We start from the raw sequence: 19,735 nt of genomic DNA on the forward strand, positions 1-19,735 counted from the left end.
GGAGATTGCGGGCACGACCGACTTGCGGGCTTGCACGATGAAGCGCCACGCCACCGACGATGCGACGCGCCCACCCGAGGGCCGGGCGCGCCCCTTCGCACTCACTCCGCCGCGTCGGGCCGTGTCACCAGATGCGGCTTCACGCCGCCTTCGGGCGCATCCTCGTCCCAGATGATCTCGCGGCCACGCATCTTGCGCATCGCGCGTTCCAGCGCCAGATCGCGCGCGGCGCGGCTGTCCGCGCCTTGCATCAGTGCCGAAAGCGCGCGCGTCGAGCGGTAGGCGCCAGTCTTGAACCAGACCCGGATTGCCAGCAGCGCGGGCGTCAGCACAAGCGTCAGCACCGTCGCGGTGCCCAAGCCGAACACCACCGCCGTCGCCAGTTGCTTCCACCAAAGCGCCGTCGGGCTGTTGATCGAATAGCCGCCATGAAGAAAATCGAGCGACAGGCCGAACATCATCGGCGTCAGGCCCGCCATCGTGGTGATTGTGGTCAGCAGGACAGGGCGCAGGCGGGCCTCGGCGGTGCGGATGATCGCTTCGAGTTCGGGCATGTAGCGCGAGAATTCCTGATAGGTGTCGATCAGGATGATGTTGTTGTTCACCACGATCCCCGCCAGCGCGACAATGCCGACGCCGGTCATGATGATCGAGAATTGCTGGCCCATCACCAGCATCCCGATCAGCACGCCTGCCGTGGACAGCACCACCGCCAGCAGCACCAGCACCGAATTGTAGAAGCTGTTGAACTGCGCGAGCAGGATCACAAACATCAGCGCCAGCGCGCCGCCGAAAGCGGTCATCAGGAAATCCTGGCTCTCGTTTTGCTCGACCAGATCGCCGGACCATTCGTAGCTGACGCCCGGCGGCAGCGCGGCCTCGGTATCGAGCCACTCCCCCAGTGCGGCGATCCGCCCGTTGCCGGTGATCGGCTGGCCGTCGTCATTGGTGAGGCCCTCTTCGACCCCGGCCTTGATGTCGTAATAGCGGGTCTGGTCGATCCGGTCGATCTGGCCCAGCTTGGGGGCGGGCGTGCGGGTGATGAAATTCGCGAGCGGCACCAGCCCCTCGGAGGTGCGCAGCTTGAGCGTGTCGAGGGTCGACAGAACCCGGTCTTCCTCGGGCAGGCGCACGCGGATTTCGATCTCTTCGTCAGACGAGGGCACACGCATCGTGTCGAGCAGGATGCCGCGCGTCACCAGCTGCACCATGCCGCCCACGGTCGCCACATCCGCGCCGAAACGGCCCGCGCGGGTCACGTCCACGTCGATCACCCAGTCGATGCCGGGCAGGGGGCGGGTGTCTTCGATCGCGGTGACGCCCTTCATATCCGCCATATGCGCCTCGACCTGCCGCACGGCCTTGTCGAGCGCTGCGAAATCGTCGCCCTCGAGCCGCAACTGGATCGGCTTGCCGGAGGACGGTCCGCGATCCTGGGCGAGATATTCGGACTGGATCCCGGGGATCGTGGCGATCTTCGCCATGATCTTCTCCATCACCACATCGCCATCGAGCGCCGGATCGTCCTTGCGCTCGGCCCAGGGGATCATCTCGACCTGAATCTGACCGATCGTGTCGCGCGGCGCGCTGGCCCCGCCATTGTTCTGGTTCAACCCACCTTCGCCCGCGAAGGAGAAGACCGCGCCGACGCCGGGCGTGCCAATCACCATGTTCTCGGCTTCCTGCAGCAGCGCGTCCTTCTCGGTCAGCGAGAGGTTGCCGCGGCCCCGGATATAGACGATCGCCTGTTCGACCTCGCTATCGGTGAAGAACTGGGTGCCGTTATTGTTCTTGCCGTAATAGCCGAAGGTCATGACGACGCCGGTCACGATCACCGCGACCACGATCAGTGGCATGATCGGATTGCCCGCGATGGCGGCGGTGAAATGGCCGAAGGGGCGGCGGCGATAGCCCGCATCGATGGGCTTGGGTTTGCCTTGGGGCTTGGCCGCCGTGAAGGTGATCGAGCTGAGCAGCGTCGCGATCACGAAAAGGATCACACCGGGCAGCGAGGCCAGCAGATTGCCCGAAGCGGTATGGGTGCCCGTGAAGAAGGCCGGGTTGAGCGTGAGCAACGCGCCGAGGAAGACGAGCGCGGCGGAGATCACGGCCAGCAGCAGGCGCAGCCAATAGGGGCGTCCTTTGAGGTGCGCGGCGCCGTAATCCAACCTGCGGCTCACGCGGCCCGCGACGCCGCCCACGACGGGCAGGTAGATCAGCGCCACGACCAGCGAGGCCGAGAGCACGAAGATGATCGTGACCGGCAGCATCCCCATGAACTCGCCCGGCACGCCCGGCCAGAACAGCATTGGCAGGAAGGCGCAAAGCGTGGTCGCAGTGGACGACACGACCGGCCAGAACATGCGCTTGGCGGCTTCGGTGTAGGCGGCCATCGGGCCGGAGCCTTCGGAAATCCGCTTGTCGGCATATTCCACCACCACGATCGCGCCATCGACCAGCATCCCCACCGCGAGGATCAGGCCGAACATCACGATATTCGAGATCGGCACGCCCATCGCGCCCAGAAGCAGGAAAGTCAGAAGGAACGAGGTCGGGATCGCGAAACCCACCAGCAGCGCCGAGCGCGTGCCCAGCGTCGCCAGTACCACGATCATCACCAGCGCGATCGCGGTCAGCACCGAGCCTTCCAGCTGGCTGACCATCGCGCCCACCGTCTTCGACTGATCGAGCGAGATCCCCACATCGACGGCGCGCTGCAGCGGCTCGGGCCAGCGGCTCTCGGTCTCGGCCACGGTCTTGCGCAGCAGGTTCACCGTGTCGATGATATTGTAGCCTTTGCGCTTCACGATCTGCAAAGCCACCGTCGGCTCGCCGTTGAAGCGCGCGGTGCCGGTGCGGTCCTCGAAAGTCAGGCGGATATCGGCCAGATCGCCCAGCGTCACCACGCTTTCGCCGTTCTTCTTCACCGGCAGCGCATAGACATCCTGCGCGGTCTCGAAGGTCGCGGGGATCTTCACCGAGAACGCGCCGCCATCGGTCTCCACCTCGCCCGCCGCGATCAGCTGGTTATTGGCCTGCACGACATTGATCAGCTCGGGCGCGGTGACGTTATAGGCCTCGAGCTTCAGCGGATCGATCACCACTTCCAGCATCTCGTCGCGCTGGCCCGCGATCTGGGCTTCCAGCACCGGCTCCAGCCCCTCGACCTCGTCCTGCAATTCGCGGGCAAGCTGTTGCAGGGTGCGTTCGGGCGCGTTGCCCGAAAGCGTCACCACGACGATCGGAAATTCGGAGAAATTGATCTCGTTGATCGAATATTTCTCGGCCCCGTCCGGGAACTTGCCCTCTGCAGTGTTCATCGCGTCGCGCACATCGGCGATGATCTTCGTCTTGTCCCAGCCGAAGTCGAATTCGAGCATCAGCCCCGCGTAATTTTCCTTCGCGATGCCGGTCATTTTGTCGAGCCCGTCGAGCCCGGCCAGTTCAGTCTCCATCGGCTTGACCAGCAGCTTCTCGGAATCGGTGGCCGAGATGCCGGGGAAGGGGACCGAGATGAACAGCATCGGAATCTCGATATCCGGCTCGCCCTCCTTGGGCAGGCTCAGATAGGCGGTCAGCCCCGCGAGGATCGAGATCGCCACGAAGGCGATCACCATCCGCGCGCGTGCTGCGGCCCAATCGACGATGCCGGTCATTGCGCGGCCCCGTCGGTGGCGTCTGTGGTGTCGCTATCGGTTTGCGGGGCGGGCGTCATGGGGGCGGGCGTGTCTTGGGCCGCATCGCCCGGCGCGTGATCGACGAGGGTCACGGCCACGGGCGAGCCCTCGGTGACGTAGTCCTGCCCGACCACGATCACCGTCGCGCTCTCCGGCAGGCCCGCCAGCCAGACGCCCTCGGGCGTGTCACGCAGGAAGTCGACCGGGGCGTAACGGGCCACGCCGTCCACCGCGAGCCGCACGCCCAGCTTGCCCTGATCGTTCAGCGTCATCGCGGAGGCGGGCAGGAAATGTGCCTTGGTCCCATCGGCGGCGACGATCATTTCGACCGTCTGCCCTTCGCGGATCGAATGGTCGCCATTGGGCGCCTCGGCCTCGATGCGGAAGGTGCGCGTGGCGGCATCCGCCGATTGCGAGACGAAAGTGACCTTGCCCATCACCTCGCGCCCGGTCGCAAGCCGTGCGCCGACCATCGCGCCGGACTGCACACGGTCGATCTCTGTCTCGGGGACGTAGCCCACCAGCTTGATCGGATCGAGCTGGATCACGGTGGCGCAGAGCCCGCCCGCCGAGAGCAGCGAGCCCAGTTCTGCGGTGTCTTCCTCGATCATCCCGGCAAAGGGCGCGGTGATCTCGAGCCGCGCGAGTTCGGTCTGTGCGGCCCCGACGGCGGCGCTGGCCGCTTCGAGCGCCGATTGCGCGGAGGCGGTGGAGGTCTCCGACCGGTAGCCGCCCTCTTTCAGCTTCTCGGCGGCGGTGGCGTTGAGCCGTGCTTCCGCCAGCCGGGCCTGCGCTTCGGCCAGTGCTGCGGGCCGCGTGCCGGGGTCGAGCTTGCACAGCAGTTGACCTTTTTCGACCTGCGCGCCCTTGCCGAGCGGCTCGGAAATCACCTTGCCCGTCGTCTCGGAACGCACCTCTACGCGGCGCGCGGCCTCGGTTTGCCCGCGCGTGAGAACGCCCTGATCGAGCGGCTGCGCGGTCGAGACCATCGCCTGCACCGGCACGGCAGGGGTGCCGGTCTCTTCGACCTGCTGCGCTTGCTCGGCAGGCGTCGCGGCATCGCCGAGATAGCCCATCAGGCGGTCGCGCTCGAACACCAGAAGGTAGAGCGCGACAAGAACGAGGATCGCGTTAAGGATCGGGACCGGACGCATCGGCGGGCTCCTGTATGTGGGCACGGCGTCTCGCCAAAATGGGGACTGAACCGCAGGGTTCAACTTACCGAGAGCGAAGCGTGATCTCAAGGCTTGCGTTCCTCCGGCGCGCGCGTGACCAGAGCGGTTCGTGCGGCCCTTGGCAGCGCCGGGGGAGCCGTGTAAGAGGGGCGCCAAAGCTACGAGGAGACCCGCGCGTGAGTGATACCGACAGTTTCATCGACGAAGTCACCGATGCCGTGCGTCAGGACAAGCTCTGGGCGGCGTTCAAGAAATGGGGCTGGATCGGCGCGGTGATCATCCTCGCGATCGTCGGCGGCACCGCTTGGAATGCGTGGCAGAAGGAAAAGACCGAGGCCGATGCGCGCGCCTTTGGCGATCAGGTAATGGCGGCCGTGAACGGTGACGCCACCAGCGCCGATCTCGCCAAGGTCACGCCCGACGGTCCCGGCCGCACCGCGGTTCTCAAGATCATGCAGGGCGACGCCGCGATCGAGGCGGGCAAGCCCGACGAGGCGATCAAGTTCTTCGACGCGGTCAGCGCCGAGCAGGGCCTGCCGCGTTCGATCAGCGATCTCGCGAAGCTCAAGGCGGTGATCGCGGCCGGCGACAAGATGGATGCCGCCAAGCGCGACGCGACGCTGCAGGAACTCGCCACCCCCGGCGCGCCCTACCGCCTTCTGGCGATGGAGCAGCAGGCGGCCGCAGCCGTCGCGTCCGGCGACAGGGACGGCGCGATCTCGATCGCCCAGCAGATTCTTCAGGACGCCGGCCTCACGCCGGGCTTGCAACAACGCGCGACAGAGTTGATTGTGGCGCTGGGTGGCGAAGTGCCGACCCAGCCGGGGCAGACCGCTCCGGCACCGCAAGAGTAAAGGGTTGAACCGGCGCGTCTTTATCGGCCGCGCGGGCGCTGCAAGAGAGCCGAGACAGGCAGGGGGAACGGGCGTGAAGCTGAGCAAGACGATCTGCATGCTGAGTGTGGCGGCTTTCGTGGCAGGCTGTACCAAGGAAACGATCCTCCCCGGCGAGCGTCTCTCGCCCCGCGACGCGCTGCGCGCCGAAGAGGGGCTGCCGCTGGCCGATGCGCCCGCCCAGAAGTCGCTGCCGATCTCGCTGCCCCGTCAGGTGAGCAATGCCGAATGGCCGCAGCGGGCGGGCTCGGCCACGCATAGCCTGTTCAATGCGGCGCTCGGCAACGGCACGACGCCGGTCTGGTCCGCCGATATCGGTTCGGGCAATGCGCGCCGCTACCGCATCACCGCCGACCCGATCGTGGGCGGCGGCAAGATCTACACACTCGACAGTCAGGCCCGCGTGACCGCGACCGCGACGAATGGCGGGCGCGTCTGGCAGACCGACATCACGCCTCCGGGCGACCGCGAGGGCGATGCTTCGGGCGGCGGCGTGGCCTATGCCAACGGCACGGTCTACGTGACCTCCGATTTCGCCGAGCTCGTCGCGATCGACGCAGCCACCGGCGGCATCAAATGGCGGCAGTATTTCGACGCTGGCATCGGCGGTGCGCCGACCGTGAAGAACGGCGTGGTCTATGTGGTCGCGCGCGATTCCTCGGCCTGGGCGATCCGCGCCAGCGACGGCAAGGAAATCTGGCAGGTGCCGGGCGCGCCGTCGGCTTCGGGCATGACCGGCGTCTCTTCGCCTGCCGTCACCGACCGCATGGTGATCTTCCCGTTCTCCTCGGGCTTCCTGAGCGGCGTCCTGCCGAAAAGCGGGATGCAGATGTGGAACTCCAAGGTGCCGGGCGCACGTCCGGGCGTGGGCTATGCGAATATCGTCGATCTGACCGGCGATCCGGTCGTCGTGGGCGACACCGTCTATGCGGGCTCCTCTGCGGGCAAGCTGGCAGCCTTCGACGTGAATTCCGGCGAGCGGATCTGGACCGCGACCGAAGGGGCGAACAGCCCCGTGCAGGTTGCGGGCGGCTCGATCTTCCTCGTCTCGGATCAGGGCAAGATCGTGCGTCTCGATGCCAAGACCGGCGATCAGATCTGGTCCAAGGATCTGCCCTATTACACCAAGGACAAGCCGAAGCGGCAGCGCGACATCGTCGCGAGCTACGGCCCGGTTCTCGCTGGCAACAAGCTGTTCGTCGCGTCTTCCGACGGCGTGCTGCGCGTCTTCAGCCCGATCGACGGCAGCCTGATCGGCCAGGCGAAGATCCCGGGCGGGGCTGCGACCGATCCGGTCGTGGCGGGGCGCACCCTCTACGTCGTCGGCGGCGATGGGAAACTGCACGCTTTTCAGTGAGCCCTTTAGGGTGTAAGGGGGCCGCTTACGACCGCCCAAGGAGGGCATCATGAGCTTTACCCTGGCCATCGTGGGCCGCCCGAATGTCGGAAAATCGACGCTGTTCAACCGGCTTGTCGGCAAGCGACTCGCGCTTGTCGATAACATGCCCGGCGTCACGCGCGACCTGCGCGAGGGCGATGCGCGTCTGGGCGATCTGCGTTTCATTGTGATCGACTCGGCCGGTCTGGAACTGGCCGAAGACGACAGCCTTCAGGGCCGGATGCGCCGCCTGACCGAGCGCGCCGTGGAAGAGGCCGATATCTGCCTCTTCATGATCGACGCGCGCGTAGGCGTGACGCCCGCCGACGAGATTTTCGCCGATATCCTGCGCAAGAAGAACGCCAACGTCATCCTCGCGGCCAACAAGGCCGAAGGGGCTGCGGGCGATGCGGGCGCGATGGAGGCGTGGAGCCTTGGTCTGGGCGAGCCGCTGCGGATCTCGGCCGAGCATGGCGAAGGTCTGGACGATCTTTATACCGCGCTGGTGCCGCTGGCCGACGAATTCGCCGAACGCAATGCCGCGAACGCTCCCGTCACCGACATCGTGATCGAGGACGAGCTCGAGGAAGGCGACATCCCCGCCTACCAGCCGCCCTCTGCCGCGAAACCACTGCAGCTTGCCGTGATCGGGCGCCCGAATGCGGGCAAGTCGACGCTGATCAATAAGATCCTCAACGAAGACCGCCTGCTGACCGGCCCCGAGGCTGGCATCACCCGCGACGCGATCTCGGTCACAGCCGATTTCATGGGCACGCCGATGCGGATCTGGGACACGGCAGGGATGCGCAAGAAGGCGCGGGTCACCGACAAGGTCGAGAAGTTGAGCGTGGCCGATGGCCTGCGCGCGGTGCGCTTCGCCGAGGTCGTCGTGGTGCTGCTCGACGTGAATATTCCCTTTGAAACCCAGGACTTGCGGATCGCCGATTTCGCCGAGACCGAGGGGCGCGCCGTCGTGGTTGCCGCGAACAAATGGGATCTCGAAGAAGACAAGCCCGAGAAGCTGAAGGAGCTGCGCGAGGCGTTCGAGCGTCTGCTGCCGCAGCTCAAGGGCGCGCCTCTGGTGACCGTCTCGGCCAAGACCGGCAAGGGGCTCGACCGGCTGCACAATGCGATCCTGAAGGCCCATGAGGTCTGGAACCGCCGCGTGCCGACCGCGAAGTTGAACAACTGGCTGACCGCGATGACCGAGGCGCACCCGCCCCCGGCGCCCGGCGGCCGTCGGATCAAGCTGCGCTACATCACGCAGGCGAAGACCCGTCCGCCGGGCTTCGTGGTGAAATCGACCCATACCGACAAGATCCCCGAAAGCTACGAGCGCTATCTGGTTAACGGTCTGCGCGAGAGCTTCGACATGCCGGGCACCCCGATCCGCCTCTACATGCGCGATCAGGGCAAGACCAACCCCTATAAGGATCGCAAGAAGTCGATCCCGTCGCGCCTGAAAAAACACGTCGATGCGAAGAAGCGCTCGGCCCATAAGGAATCGGCGCGGAAAGCGCGCGAGGCGAAGAAGGGCGAGTAAGCCTTTAATCCTGAAAGAAAACGCCCGCCGGAGGATGTCGCAATCTCCGGCGGGCGTTTTTCGTTTCGGCGATGCCGACGCGCTTTACAGAAAGCCCAGCCGATCGAGTGCCGCTTGGGCGCGCGCGCGCTCTTCGCTCGAGTCCGAAAGCACGCTCGCATTGATCTCCGCCATCAGTTTCGACAGCGTCTTTTCCCGGCGCATCGCGATGATCTGCGCGGGGATCTGGTCTTCGCCGATCTCGAGGATACGGCTCATCAAGACGCTATCCCGCTTGTGCGTGACTGTTACGGACATGTGCAGCTCTCCCGGCGACTCACTTCGAACACGGAAACGTTAACAACGTTCCCGGCCGGAGTCTTGCGTCGCCGGGTCGCAGCGTCAGGCCAGCTTGCCGTCGACCAGCCGGGTCTTGCCGCCCAGATAGGGGTGCAGGCAGGCGGGCAGGGTGACCGAGCCGTCCTCTTCCTGACCGTTCTCCAGCACCGCGATCAGGCAGCGACCGACCGCGAGGCCCGAGCCGTTCAGCGTCGCGATGAATTCGGGCTTGCCGCCACCCTCGGGCTTGTAGCGCCCGTTCATCCGCCGCGCCTGGAAGGTGCCGCAGGTCGAGACCGAGGAAATTTCGCGATAGGTGTTCTGACCCGGCAGCCAGACCTCGAGATCGTAGGTCTTCTGCGCACCGAACCCCATGTCGCCGGTGCAGAGCACGATGCGACGATAGGGCAGCTCCAGCGCCTCCAGCACGGCTTCGGCGCATTTCGTCATGCGCTCATGTTCGTCGATCGCGGTCTCGGGCGTGCAGAGCGTCACCATCTCGACCTTCTCGAACTGGTGCTGACGCAGCATGCCCGAGGTGTCCTTGCCTGCGGACCCGGCTTCCGAGCGGAAGCAGTTGGTATGGGCGCACATGCGCTGGGGCAGGGCGGCGGCGTCCATGACCTCGCCATTGGCGTAGTTCGTCAGCGTCACCTCGGCGGTGGGGATCAGCCACCAGCCATTCGTGGTCTGATAGCTGTCCTCGGCGAATTTCGGCAGTTGCCCGGTGCCCATCATCGCCTCGTCGCGCACCAGCACGGGGGTGATGTTTTCCGACAGGTCATGTTTGTCGACATGCAGGTCGAGCATGAATTGCGCGAGCGCCCGGTGAACGCGGGCGACCCCGCCCTTGAGCACCACGAAACGAGAGCCCGACAGCTTCGCCGCCATCTCGAAATCCATCTCGCCGCCCACGGCGGACAGCTCGAAATGCTCTTTCGGATCAAAGGTAAAGGTGCGCGGCGTGCCCCAGCGGTTCACCTCGACATTCTCGTCCTCATCCGCGCCATCGGGCACATCGGCCAGCGGCAGGTTCGGGATCGTCATCAGCAGATCGCGCAGCTTGGCGTCGAGCTCGCCCGCCTCGGTCTGCATTTGCGCGACTTCGGCTTTCTTCTCGGTCACCAGCGCGCGCAGGCGTTCGAATTCGGCCTCGTCGCCTTTCGCTTTCGCGGCGCCGACTTGCTTCGACGCAGCGTTCTGATCGGCTTTCGCGGTCTCGGCAGCGTGGATCGCCGTGCGGCGCGCCTCGTCCATCGCGAGAATCTCGGGCGAGAGCGGCGATAGCCCCCGCCGCGCCAGCTGCGCGTCGAATTCTTCGGGGTTTTCGCGGATTGCGCGGATATCGTGCATCTCACCATCTCCAAGACTGTTGCGGACTTGGCTTTAACGCATGATTGTGAAAGCGAAAACCCCCGGCGATGCGACCATGACACAGGTCAATGAATTCAAACCTGCGGAGTGGTTGTATTCTGTCGGGTGAATACATATTCAATAACCGGAATATAAATTGCAGGCGCAGGGGCGCGCCGGTAAGGGAAGGGAACCCGAGATGACGTTGAAGCTTCTGCCGTTGGCATTCGCCGCGTTGATCCTGCCGGGAATCGCGTTGGCGCAGGACGGGGCGATTACGGTCGAACCGCAGGTCGTGACCGATTGGAAATCTGTCTACGGGCAGGTCGAGGCAAAGAACACGATTGCGGCGCGTGCACGGATTTCCGGCACGATCACCGCACTCGACGTGACCGAGGGCGACGAGGTCAAGGCCGGTCAGGAGATCGGCAAGATCACCGACCAGACGCTCGATTATCAGATCGGCGCGGTCGATGCGCAGATCAATGCGCTCGAAGCGCAGCTGGAAAACGCCAAGACCGAGCTCAAGCGCGGGCAGGAATTGCAGGCGCGCGGCGTCTCGACCTCGCAGAATGTCGACCAGCTTCAGACGCAGGTGAATGTCTACGAGGGCCAGATCGCGGCGCAGAAAGCGCAGCGCAAAGTCTATGAACAGCAGCAGGAATTCGGCACCGTGACCGCGCCGATCGACGGCAAGGTCGTGACCGTTCCGGTCACCAAGGACGCCGTCATCATGGGCGGCGAGACGATCGCGACGATCGGCGGTGGCGGGTTCTTCCTGCGTCTGTCGATCCCCGAGCGCCACGCCGACACGCTGCACATGGGCGACACGATCATGATCACCGATCCCGACGGCAAGGAGATCGAGGGCAAGCTGGCCAAGATCTACCCCGAGATCGAGGGCGGTCGGGTGCAGGCCGATGTCGAAGTGCCCGATCTGGATTCGCGCTTCGTCGGCGCGCGGCTTCTGGTGAAGCTGCCGATGGGCGAGCGTGACGCGATTGTCATCCCGCAGGACTATGTCTTCAACCGCACCGGGCTCGATTTCGTCCGCGTGAAGGAAGCGGACGGCACCTATCTGCGCACGGTCGTGCCGGGCGTTAAGGTCAATATCGACGGCCAGGACATGGTCGAAGTTCTTACCGGTCTGAACGCCGACGACACGGTGGTGCCGAACGATGAGCAATAACCAAGGCACCGGGCCCGAGACGCCCGAAGACGACGAAATCCACGTCAAGCTGGGGATCGCGGGGGGACTCACGAAGTCCTTCATCCGCTCCGCGCTGACGCCGCTGATGATCCTCGCCGCAATCGCGGTGGGTCTGGTCGCGCTGATCTCGCTGCCGCGCGAGGAAGAGCCGCAGATTTCCGTGCCGATGGTGGATATCCACCTGCAGGCGCCGGGCCTGAAGGCGCAGGACGCGATGAAGCTGGTGACCGAGCCGATGGAAACCATCGTGCAGGGCATCAACGAGGTCGAACACGTCTATTCGCGCACGCAGGACGACTACTCGCTGGTGATGGCGCGCTTCAAGGTCGGCACCTCTTCGGATGCCGCGATCCTGCGCGTGCATGAAAAAGTCCGCGCGAATATGGACAAGATCCCGAAAGGCATCCCCGATCCGGTGATCGTGGGCCGCGGGATCGACGATGTGGCAATCGTCTCGCTGACGCTGACCGGCAAGGACGGCGCGCAGGTCGACAGCGACGAGCTGACCCGTGTCGCGCGCGAATTGCAGACCGAGGTCACGAAGATCCAGAACGTCGGCCTGACCTATCTGGTGGGCGACGCCACGAGCGAGATCCGCATCGAGCCCGAGCCCGACAAGCTCGCGCTCTACGGCGTCACGCTGCAGCAGCTCTCGAACAAGGTCACGCAGGCGAACCGCGCCTTCAATACCGGCAATATCCGCCATGAGGGCAAGCAGATCAGCCTCTCGGCAGGGGAGACGCTGACCGCGCCCTCCGAGATCGCGGGCCTTCTGCTGACCACGCGCGACAACCGCCCCGTCTATGTGGCCGATGTCGCGAAGGTCTCCTATGTGCCGGACGCCTCGGACCATATCGTCTCCAACGTGCAGCGCGACGCCAATGGCAAGATCGAGCGCTCGCCTGCCGTGACGCTCGCCATCGCCAAGCGCGCAGGCTCCAACGCCGTGGTCGTGGCCGAGCATATCCTCGACCGCGTGCACGAGCTGCATGGCCAGCTGATCCCCGACAATGTCGAGGTGAAGGTCACCCGCGACTATGGCGAGACCGCGAACGAGAAGGCCAACGAGCTGCTGTTCCACCTTGGCCTCGCGACGGTCTCCATCGTGGGCCTCGTGCTGGTCGCGATCGGCTGGCGGGAATCCATCGTGGTCGCGGTCGTCATTCCGGTGACGATCCTGCTGACGCTGTTTGCGGCCTATATCATGGGCTTCACGCTGAACCGGGTGTCGCTCTTCGCGCTGATCTTCGCGATCGGTATTCTCGTCGATGACGCCATCGTGGTGATCGAGAATATCGCGCGACACTGGGCGATGAAAACGCCCGGCAGCCGTGTGACCAAGGCGATCGAGGCCGTGGCCGAGGTGGGCAACCCCACCATCGTAGCCACCCTGACCGTTGTGGCCGCGCTGCTGCCGATGCTCTTCGTGTCGGGCCTTATGGGGCCTTACATGTCGCCCATTCCGGCGGTGGCCTCGGCGGCTATGATCTTCTCCTTCTTCGTGGCGGTGATCATCACCCCGTGGCTGATGGTGAAGGTTGCAGGCAAGGCGCAGCTGCATGGCCATCACGGCGATGACGACGCCTATGGCGGCGAACATGCGGGCGGCAAGCTCGGTCGGATGTATAGCGCCGTGGCGCGTCCGATCCTGAAGACCAAGGGCCGCTCGGGTCTGTTCCTGCTGGTCGTGACCGTGCTGTCCTTCGGCTCGCTGGGGCTGCTCTACACCAAGCATGTCACCGTGAAACTGCTGCCCTTCGACAACAAGTCCGAACTCTCGGTCGTGGTCGATATGCCTGCGGGCACCTCGGTCGAGGGCACGGATGCGGTCGCTCAGCAGGTGGCCGAGATCGTGACCAAGCTGCCCGAGGTACTCTCGGTGCAGACCCATGCGGGCACCTCCGCGCCGTTCAACTTCAACGGGCTCGTGCGCCACTACTACCTGCGCGCGCAGCCCAATCAGGGCGATGTCGAGCTTCAGCTCGCGCCGAAAGGGGAACGGGACCGCACCAGCCACGAAATCGCGCTGGAGATCCGCGACAAGATCAAGGCGATCAAGCTGCCCGAAGGCGCGAGCCTGAAGACGGTCGAACCGCCGCCCGGTCCGCCGGTGATCGCGACGCTTCTGGCCGAGGTCTATGGCCCGACGCCCGAGATGCGCCGTGACGCGGCCCGCCGGATCGAGAAGGCGTTCAAGCAGGTGCCCTATATCGTCGACGTGGATAACAGCTTCGGCATCCAGCCCGACAAGCTGCGCGCCACGGTCAATTCCGACGATCTGGAGTTCTACTCGGTCTCCGAAGGCGATGTCTGGGACACGCTGGGGATGCTGAACGGTTCGACCACGGTGGGCTATTCCCATCGCGGGCAGGAGCGCCAGCCGATCCCGATCGTGATGGAGCGCTCGAAGTCGAACAAGGTGATGAACGAGGCAACGCTCTCGACGCCGATCCCGGCCAATGTCCTGCCCGGCGCGCGCGGCGTGGTGGAGCTGGGCGACGTGGTCAGCGTCGACAAGGAGAAGGCGTCCTATCCGATCTTCCGCCATAACGGGCGCGAGGCCGAGATGGTCACCGCAGAGCTTGCCGGCAAGTTCGAGGCGCCGCTCTACGGGATGCTCGCCGTCGACGACGCGATCAACAACATGGACTGGCCCAAGGGCGAGAAACCTGTCGTGTCGTTGCATGGCCAGCCGCAGGACGAGAGCCACGTGACGCTTCTGTGGGACGGCGAATGGGAGGTGACCTGGGTGACCTTCCGCGACATGGGCGCAGCCTTCGCGGTGGCGCTTCTGGGGATCTACATCCTCGTCGTCGCGCAGTTCGGCTCGTTCCGCCTGCCGCTGGTGATCCTGACGCCGGTGCCGCTGACCTTCCTCGGGATCATGCTCGGCCACTGGATCTTCCACGCGCCGTTCTCGGCCACGTCGATGATCGGTTTCATCGCGCTGGCGGGGATCATCGTGCGCAACTCGATCCTGCTGGTGGACTTCATCCGCCACGGCAGCCACGAGGGCAAATCGCCGACCGAGGTACTGATCGAGGCGGGGGCCATCCGCTTCAAGCCGATCCTGTTGACCGCGATCGCGGCGATGATCGGTGCGGTGGTGATCTTGGCCGACCCGATCTTCCAGGGTCTCGCGATCTCGCTGCTGTTCGGTCTGCTCAGCTCGACCCTGCTGACCGTGCTCGTGATCCCGGCGATCTACCGGATCTTCAAGACCTGATCCGGTCACCGACCTGAAACGCAAACCCGCCCGCACGTCTCTCTCGTGCGGGCGGTTTTCCATATGCGGGCGGCGTTCCCCCCATCGAACGGCGCAAGGCCGCACCAACAGCGTTGACGCAGCCCGGTCGCTCCTCCAGAAACAAGCACATATTCGGGTGGAGCAGGCAGTCTTTTCCCCCCCATTTGCTAAGGGCGAATTGAAATCGATGTCTCTCTCGACCCTGCCCGAAACCGACTGGCCCATCGTGGTCATTTCGCTGCCTGACGCGGCTGCGCGAAAAGAGATGATCTCTCGGCAATTAGGCGCACTCGATCTGCCATTCGAATTCCTCGACGCGATCGACGGGCGTGCCGGGCTGCCTGAAGAATACGAAGCCAGCATCGACCGCATCGGAACCCAGAGGCATCTCGGCCGCGCAATGACCGACGGCGAATATGCCTGCGCCCTTTCGCATCTCGCGATTTATCGCCTCATTCTCGACAGAGACCTCCCCGGTGCGATCGTCCTCGAAGACGACGCGATCCTCGGCGAAGGCTTCGTGCAGTTCCTGAGAGAGCGCGGCTACGAGCGAGCACCTCTCATCCAGCTCGATCATCACCACGCGCGCATCCCACGGATCATGGGGCGCTCCCTGCTGATCGAAAGCTGCACGCTCAGGCGTCTCGCGCGCAATGCTCTCCTCTCGACCGGCTATGCGATCAACCGTCACGCCGCCAGTTTCATACTGGAGCGCGCGATCCCTCTGCGCGCCCCGGCGGACTGGCCCTGTGATCTGCGTCCCTTGGGGGTGCTGTGCTCGGATCCGCGTCTTGTCGATCATCCAACTGGAGACGAAGATATTTCGGCACTTGGCGATCTCAGAACACAGTTGCATCTGGAGTATAAGAGGCGCCAAAAGCAGAGTTTTCGGAATGAGCGGAAATACCTCAGGGGCGCTTACTGGAAGAAGAAATGGCTCAAAATGACGACGATACGCCTTTCGTGATCGAGCCGGGCAAGCGTTACCTGCTCGCGCGTCCCTGCGGTGGCTTCAACGACTGTCTCGTCCAACTGGATCGCGCCCGTCGGCATGCCGAGACATTCGACCGGACCCTGATCATCGATACCCACCGATCGGGGCTGCAGGCGGGGTTCGAGACGCTCTTTGCGCCGCGCGAGACTTTCGGTTGTCCCGTCGTCTTCTGGATCCCGGAGATCGGCAAGGCACTCGACACGATCAATTCTGTGCAGCCCGAGGCGCTGGCGCATCGCATCAGTACGTATCGGGCCGTCTATGACGATGCGACACGGCTGCATCGCGATACCCAGAGCAACGCCCTCACGAGCGTGGATCTGAAGCGCGATCACCCTGAAACCCTGCTCGTTCAGGAACGCGCGGGCGGTGGTCTGGACTCGCTCCGGCTCCTTCGTCGCCTATCCCTGCGCGCGGATGTCGCCTCGGAGATTGCGCGCAGGCTCCTGACGCTGAACGCGGATTACGATGCGGTGCATATCCGTCATTCCGACTACCGAACCGATTTCAAAGGCTTTTTGCAGCGCGTCGCTCCGGTCTTCTCGGCTCGAAGGCTGCTGATCTGCACCGACAGCGCCGAGGTCAAGAAACAGGCGCCGCGCCTGTTGGGCGACCGGGTTCACGTCATTTCGATTGCGGAACCTCCCGACACAAAGGGTCAGCCACTCCATAAGACGGAACTGGCGGATCGCCATGCCGCGAACCTCGATCTGCTGACGGAAATTCTTGCGATGGTGCGCGCGCGGACGTTTCTCTTTGCCCAGCTCGACGGAACGAAAAGGCGCGGACAATTTTCGGGTTTCGCCAAACTCGTCGTCGCCATGCGCGCCGCGCCTGACACGTTCGATATCCTGTTTGCGAATTGCGACCCCGCTGTGCTGCGGGATCTGCGTGCGAGCAAGAACGCACCCGCGCGGCAGGACGGGCTGGTCGATGCCACCGCGCGCGGCGTCGCCAAGCTGAAACTCCGGTGGTGGAACCGACACGCCGCTCGGCAGGTGCGCAAGATCAGATCTCGCGTGAGAAAGAGGCTACTCTGAAAACCTCTTCTCAACCGGTTCTACCGAGGCGTTGCCTCACGCCGGCGCCCCCTTCGCCTTGGCGAAAATATCCCGGGGGTGAGGGCGAAGCCCGAGGGGGCAGGCCCCCTCAGCCCGGTTGCCTCTCCGCCCAGCCTGCGAAGATCTTCTCCAGCGCGACGACGGCGTAGTAGAGCAGGATCCCGAGGAAGGCCAAGGCGATCAGCACCGCGAACATCAGCGGGTAATCCCCGTTGGTCTGGCCCGACAGGAACAGCGCGCCGAGGCCTTTACCATGCGGCGAGATGATCTCGACGAGGTTGGTGCCGATGAAGGCGAGCGTCACCGAGACCTTCAGCGCGCCGAAGAACTCGGGCAGCGTTTTCGGTAGGGCAATCTTGCGGAAGATGGTGAATTTCGAGGCCCCGAGCGCGCCGAGGATATCGCGATATTCGGGCTCGAGCGTGGACAGGCCGATCCCCACCGACACCGCGATCGGGAAGAAGGAGATCATGAAGGCCATCAGTACGGTGTTGAAGTCATGCGCGCCGATGAACAGCAGCGCCAGCACCGGCACCACGGTCGCTTTCGGCACTGCGTTGAAGCCCACCAGCAGCGGATAGAGCGCATCGCGCGCGGTGCGCGAAAAGCCCATCACCATTCCGAGGAACGTCCCGAACACGATCGAGATCGCAAGCCCCGCCACGGTGCGCCACAGCGTCTGCCAGCTGTCGATCAGGAACAGGTTCCAGTAGCGCATATAGGCGGCGGGCAGGTCCGAGGGCGAGGCCATGACGTAATTCGGCCAGCCATTCGCCCAGACGATGAATTCCCAGATCGCGAGGAAGGCGATGATCGACAGGATCGGGGTGAGGATTTTCTTGAAGTCCATCAGTGCATCTCCTCGTCGCGGCCCTGAGCGATCCGGATCTGGTCGCGCAGCAAATGCAGCATGTCGACGGCTTTCGGCTCGTAGAGAATGTCGATCGTGCGATCCTTCGGCAGGTCCACATCCAGCACATATTGCGTATGTGCCGGGCGGCCCGAGAGCACGATGACCTGATCGCCGAGGAACACGCTCTCGCGCAGGTCATGGGTGATCAGCACGGCGGTGAAGGGCTCGGCGGCGCGCAGATCGCGCATCGTCTGCCACAGGTCCTCGCGGGTGAAATTGTCGAGCGCGCCGAAGGGTTCGTCCATGATCAGCACATCCGGCTTATGCACGATGGCGCGGCACAGCGAGGCGCGCTGGCGCATGCCGCCGGACAGCTCGGAGGGGCGCTTGGTCTCGAACCCCTTCAGGCCCACCATGTCCAGCAGATGCTCGGCGCGCGCGACCTTCTCGGATTTCGCCATGCCCGGAGCCACGATCTCCAAGGGCAGCATGACGTTCTCGATGATCGAGCGCCATTCCAGCATCACCGGGTTCTGAAACGCCATGCCGACGGTCTTGCGCGGGCTGGTGACCTTCTCGCCATGCAGCCAGACCTCGCCCTGATCGGGCTTCATCAGCCCCGCCACCAGACGGGTGAGGGTGGATTTCCCGCAGCCCGACGGGCCGACCACGGCGCAGAACTCGCCCTGCGGCACGCGGATGTCGAGATGGTCGAGCACAGGCAGGGGGCCATGCTTGGTTTGATAGGCGTGGGTCACGCCGCGAATGTCGATAAGGTTTTCCATGAGGGTCCGGCGCGAGAAGGCAGAGAAAAGGGGCGGGCGCGTCTGCGGCGCCCGCCCCTGAGACGATGACGGATCAGTCGATCTTCAGCTCCGCCGCGTCGGGCAGGTATTCGCTGTCGAAATAGAGCGCCGCGTCAGGCGTGTTCTGGAACTCGTAGACGGTTTTCGTCTGCTCGATCGCGGTGGCCATGCGGTCCGCGTCGATCCCGCCCATGCCGTTTTCCTTGACGTAATCGGTCAGGACGTTGGCATCGATCGCCATCTGCAGGCGCTCGGTCTCCAGATCCTTGTCGGCGGCGGGGTTGCGCTTGAGAAGCGCGTCGACCGCCTTGCCCGGATCGGCCACGGCGGCTTTCCAGCCCTCGGCGGTCGCTTTGATGAAGCCCGTGATCTCTTCGGGATGTGCTTTCGCGTAATCGGTGTTCACGATGATCGCGTTGCCGTACAGCGCCACGCCGTAATCGGCCATCAGCAGGATCGATTGATCATCCATGCCGACACCGAGGCGCTTGAGGTTGAGCGTCGAGGAGAAGGAGAAGCCGGTGACCGCATCGACCTTGCCCTCGGCCAGCATCGGCTCGCGCGTGGGGAAGCCGACGGGCTCGACCTTGATCTTGTCCATGTCGAGGCCGGTCTCCTTGGCGAAGATCGGGAATTGTGCCCAGGCACCATCCGGCGGCGGCGCGCCCAGCACCTTGCCTTCGAGGTCTTTCGGCTCGTTCACGCCCAGCGACTTGCGGCCGACCACCGCGAAGGGCGGCTTGTCGTAGACCATCATCACCGCGGTCACGGGTGCGCCGGGGTTCTGGTCGAGGAATTTCATCAGCGAGTTGATATCGGCAAAGCCCACCGGATAGGCGCCGGTCGCCACTTTCGGAATCGCGTCGAGCGAGCCCTTGCCCTCTGCGATCTCGACGTCGAGCCCGGCCTCGCCATAATAGCCCTCGTCCACGGCGAGGAAATAGGGCGCCGAGGGGCCTTCGAATTTCCAGTCCAGCGCGAAAGGCATCTTGGTTTCGGCCTGTGCCAGCGTGGCCGAGAGGCCGAGCGCGAGCGCCGCGAAAAGCCCCGGTTTGATGTGCAGCATGATATCCCTCACTTCGTTAATCCGTTTTCGCCCCGATCCTGACCGGCGGCGCGCGGGGGTAAACTCAAACCGCGCACGCCATGCGAACAGGCGGGGCGCTCACGGTTCCGTGATTAAGTTTTGGGCGGGGTGCTGCAAGAATGCAAGAAAATTAGGCGCGG

General features: G+C 64.5%; 14 protein-coding genes. 7 read left to right on the forward strand and 7 right to left on the reverse strand.

Annotated features, from left to right (window positions below):
• Positions 1 to 101 precede the first annotated feature (101 nt).
• Together AXZ77_RS05825 and AXZ77_RS05830 are read right to left on the reverse strand one after the other, a co-directional pair.
• A complete protein-coding gene (locus AXZ77_RS05825) occupies positions 102 to 3,656 on the reverse strand; it encodes an efflux RND transporter permease subunit (protein ID WP_098410409.1) in 3,555 nt (1,184 codons plus the stop codon).
• Positions 3,653 to 4,831 (reverse strand): efflux RND transporter periplasmic adaptor subunit, encoded by a 1,179-nt coding sequence (locus AXZ77_RS05830; RefSeq protein ID WP_098410410.1) that lies wholly within the window; start codon positions 4,829 to 4,831, stop codon positions 3,653 to 3,655. Before AXZ77_RS05830 ends, AXZ77_RS05825 begins: the two co-directional genes overlap by 4 nt.
• A 197-nt stretch (positions 4,832 to 5,028) precedes the next feature.
• Here AXZ77_RS05830 and AXZ77_RS05835 point away from each other — a divergent pair, with 197 nt between their 5' ends.
• From AXZ77_RS05835 to der, 3 genes are all read left to right on the forward strand, one after another.
• Positions 5,029 to 5,706, forward strand: coding sequence for a hypothetical protein (locus AXZ77_RS05835; protein ID WP_098410411.1), 678 nt, complete (start codon positions 5,029 to 5,031; stop codon positions 5,704 to 5,706).
• A gap of 73 nt (positions 5,707 to 5,779) precedes the next feature.
• Positions 5,780 to 7,102 (forward strand): PQQ-binding-like beta-propeller repeat protein, encoded by a 1,323-nt coding sequence (locus AXZ77_RS05840; RefSeq protein ID WP_255266423.1) that lies wholly within the window; start codon positions 5,780 to 5,782, stop codon positions 7,100 to 7,102.
• 49 nt (positions 7,103 to 7,151) lie between these two features.
• A complete protein-coding gene (gene der, locus AXZ77_RS05845) occupies positions 7,152 to 8,666 on the forward strand; it encodes a ribosome biogenesis GTPase Der (RefSeq protein ID WP_078539662.1) in 1,515 nt (504 codons plus the stop codon).
• An 84-nt stretch (positions 8,667 to 8,750) separates the two neighbouring features.
• Here the strand turns inward: der and AXZ77_RS19525 are convergent, their stop codons facing one another.
• Both AXZ77_RS19525 and serS read right to left on the reverse strand, forming a co-directional pair.
• Positions 8,751 to 8,924: a hypothetical protein gene (locus AXZ77_RS19525; protein ID WP_176535972.1), complete on the reverse strand. Its 174-nt coding sequence runs from the start codon at positions 8,922 to 8,924 to the stop codon at positions 8,751 to 8,753.
• Between the two features lie 123 nt (positions 8,925 to 9,047).
• Positions 9,048 to 10,337, reverse strand: coding sequence for a serine--tRNA ligase (gene serS, locus AXZ77_RS05850; protein ID WP_098410412.1), 1,290 nt, complete (start codon positions 10,335 to 10,337; stop codon positions 9,048 to 9,050).
• A 199-nt stretch (positions 10,338 to 10,536) separates the two neighbouring features.
• Here serS and AXZ77_RS05855 point away from each other — a divergent pair, with 199 nt between their 5' ends.
• The 4 genes from AXZ77_RS05855 to AXZ77_RS05870 all read left to right on the forward strand — a co-directional run bounded on the left by AXZ77_RS05855 (position 10,537) and on the right by AXZ77_RS05870 (position 16,828).
• Positions 10,537 to 11,526, forward strand: coding sequence for an efflux RND transporter periplasmic adaptor subunit (locus tag AXZ77_RS05855; protein ID WP_098410413.1), 990 nt, complete (start codon positions 10,537 to 10,539; stop codon positions 11,524 to 11,526).
• Positions 11,516 to 14,773 (forward strand): efflux RND transporter permease subunit, encoded by a 3,258-nt coding sequence (locus tag AXZ77_RS05860; RefSeq protein WP_098410414.1) that lies wholly within the window; start codon positions 11,516 to 11,518, stop codon positions 14,771 to 14,773. The genes AXZ77_RS05855 and AXZ77_RS05860 overlap by 11 nt, the downstream gene beginning before the upstream one ends.
• Positions 14,774 to 14,930: 157 nt before the next feature.
• On the forward strand, positions 14,931 to 15,761 hold the full coding sequence (locus tag AXZ77_RS05865; RefSeq protein WP_141536231.1) for a glycosyltransferase family 25 protein: 831 nt from the start codon (positions 14,931 to 14,933) through the stop codon (positions 15,759 to 15,761).
• Positions 15,728 to 16,828, forward strand: a complete 1,101-nt coding sequence (locus AXZ77_RS05870; protein WP_141536232.1) for a hypothetical protein — start codon at positions 15,728 to 15,730, stop codon at positions 16,826 to 16,828. The genes AXZ77_RS05865 and AXZ77_RS05870 overlap by 34 nt, the downstream gene beginning before the upstream one ends.
• 109 nt (positions 16,829 to 16,937) lie before the next feature.
• Here the strand turns inward: AXZ77_RS05870 and AXZ77_RS05875 are convergent, their stop codons facing one another.
• The 3 genes from AXZ77_RS05875 to AXZ77_RS05885 form a co-directional block, all read right to left on the reverse strand.
• A complete protein-coding gene (locus AXZ77_RS05875) occupies positions 16,938 to 17,699 on the reverse strand; it encodes an ABC transporter permease (RefSeq protein ID WP_078519584.1) in 762 nt (253 codons plus the stop codon).
• Positions 17,699 to 18,487, reverse strand: a complete 789-nt coding sequence (locus AXZ77_RS05880; protein WP_098410417.1) for an ABC transporter ATP-binding protein — start codon at positions 18,485 to 18,487, stop codon at positions 17,699 to 17,701. Before AXZ77_RS05880 ends, AXZ77_RS05875 begins: the two co-directional genes overlap by 1 nt.
• Before the next feature lie 73 nt (positions 18,488 to 18,560).
• Positions 18,561 to 19,574, reverse strand: a complete 1,014-nt coding sequence (locus AXZ77_RS05885) for an ABC transporter substrate-binding protein (protein WP_078539657.1) — start codon at positions 19,572 to 19,574, stop codon at positions 18,561 to 18,563.
• Positions 19,575 to 19,735 lie beyond the last annotated feature (161 nt).

Origin of the sequence: Thioclava sp. ES.031, from assembly GCF_002563775.1 — a bacterium.
In the GTDB taxonomy this organism is placed as follows: Bacteria; Pseudomonadota; Alphaproteobacteria; order Rhodobacterales; family Rhodobacteraceae; genus Thioclava.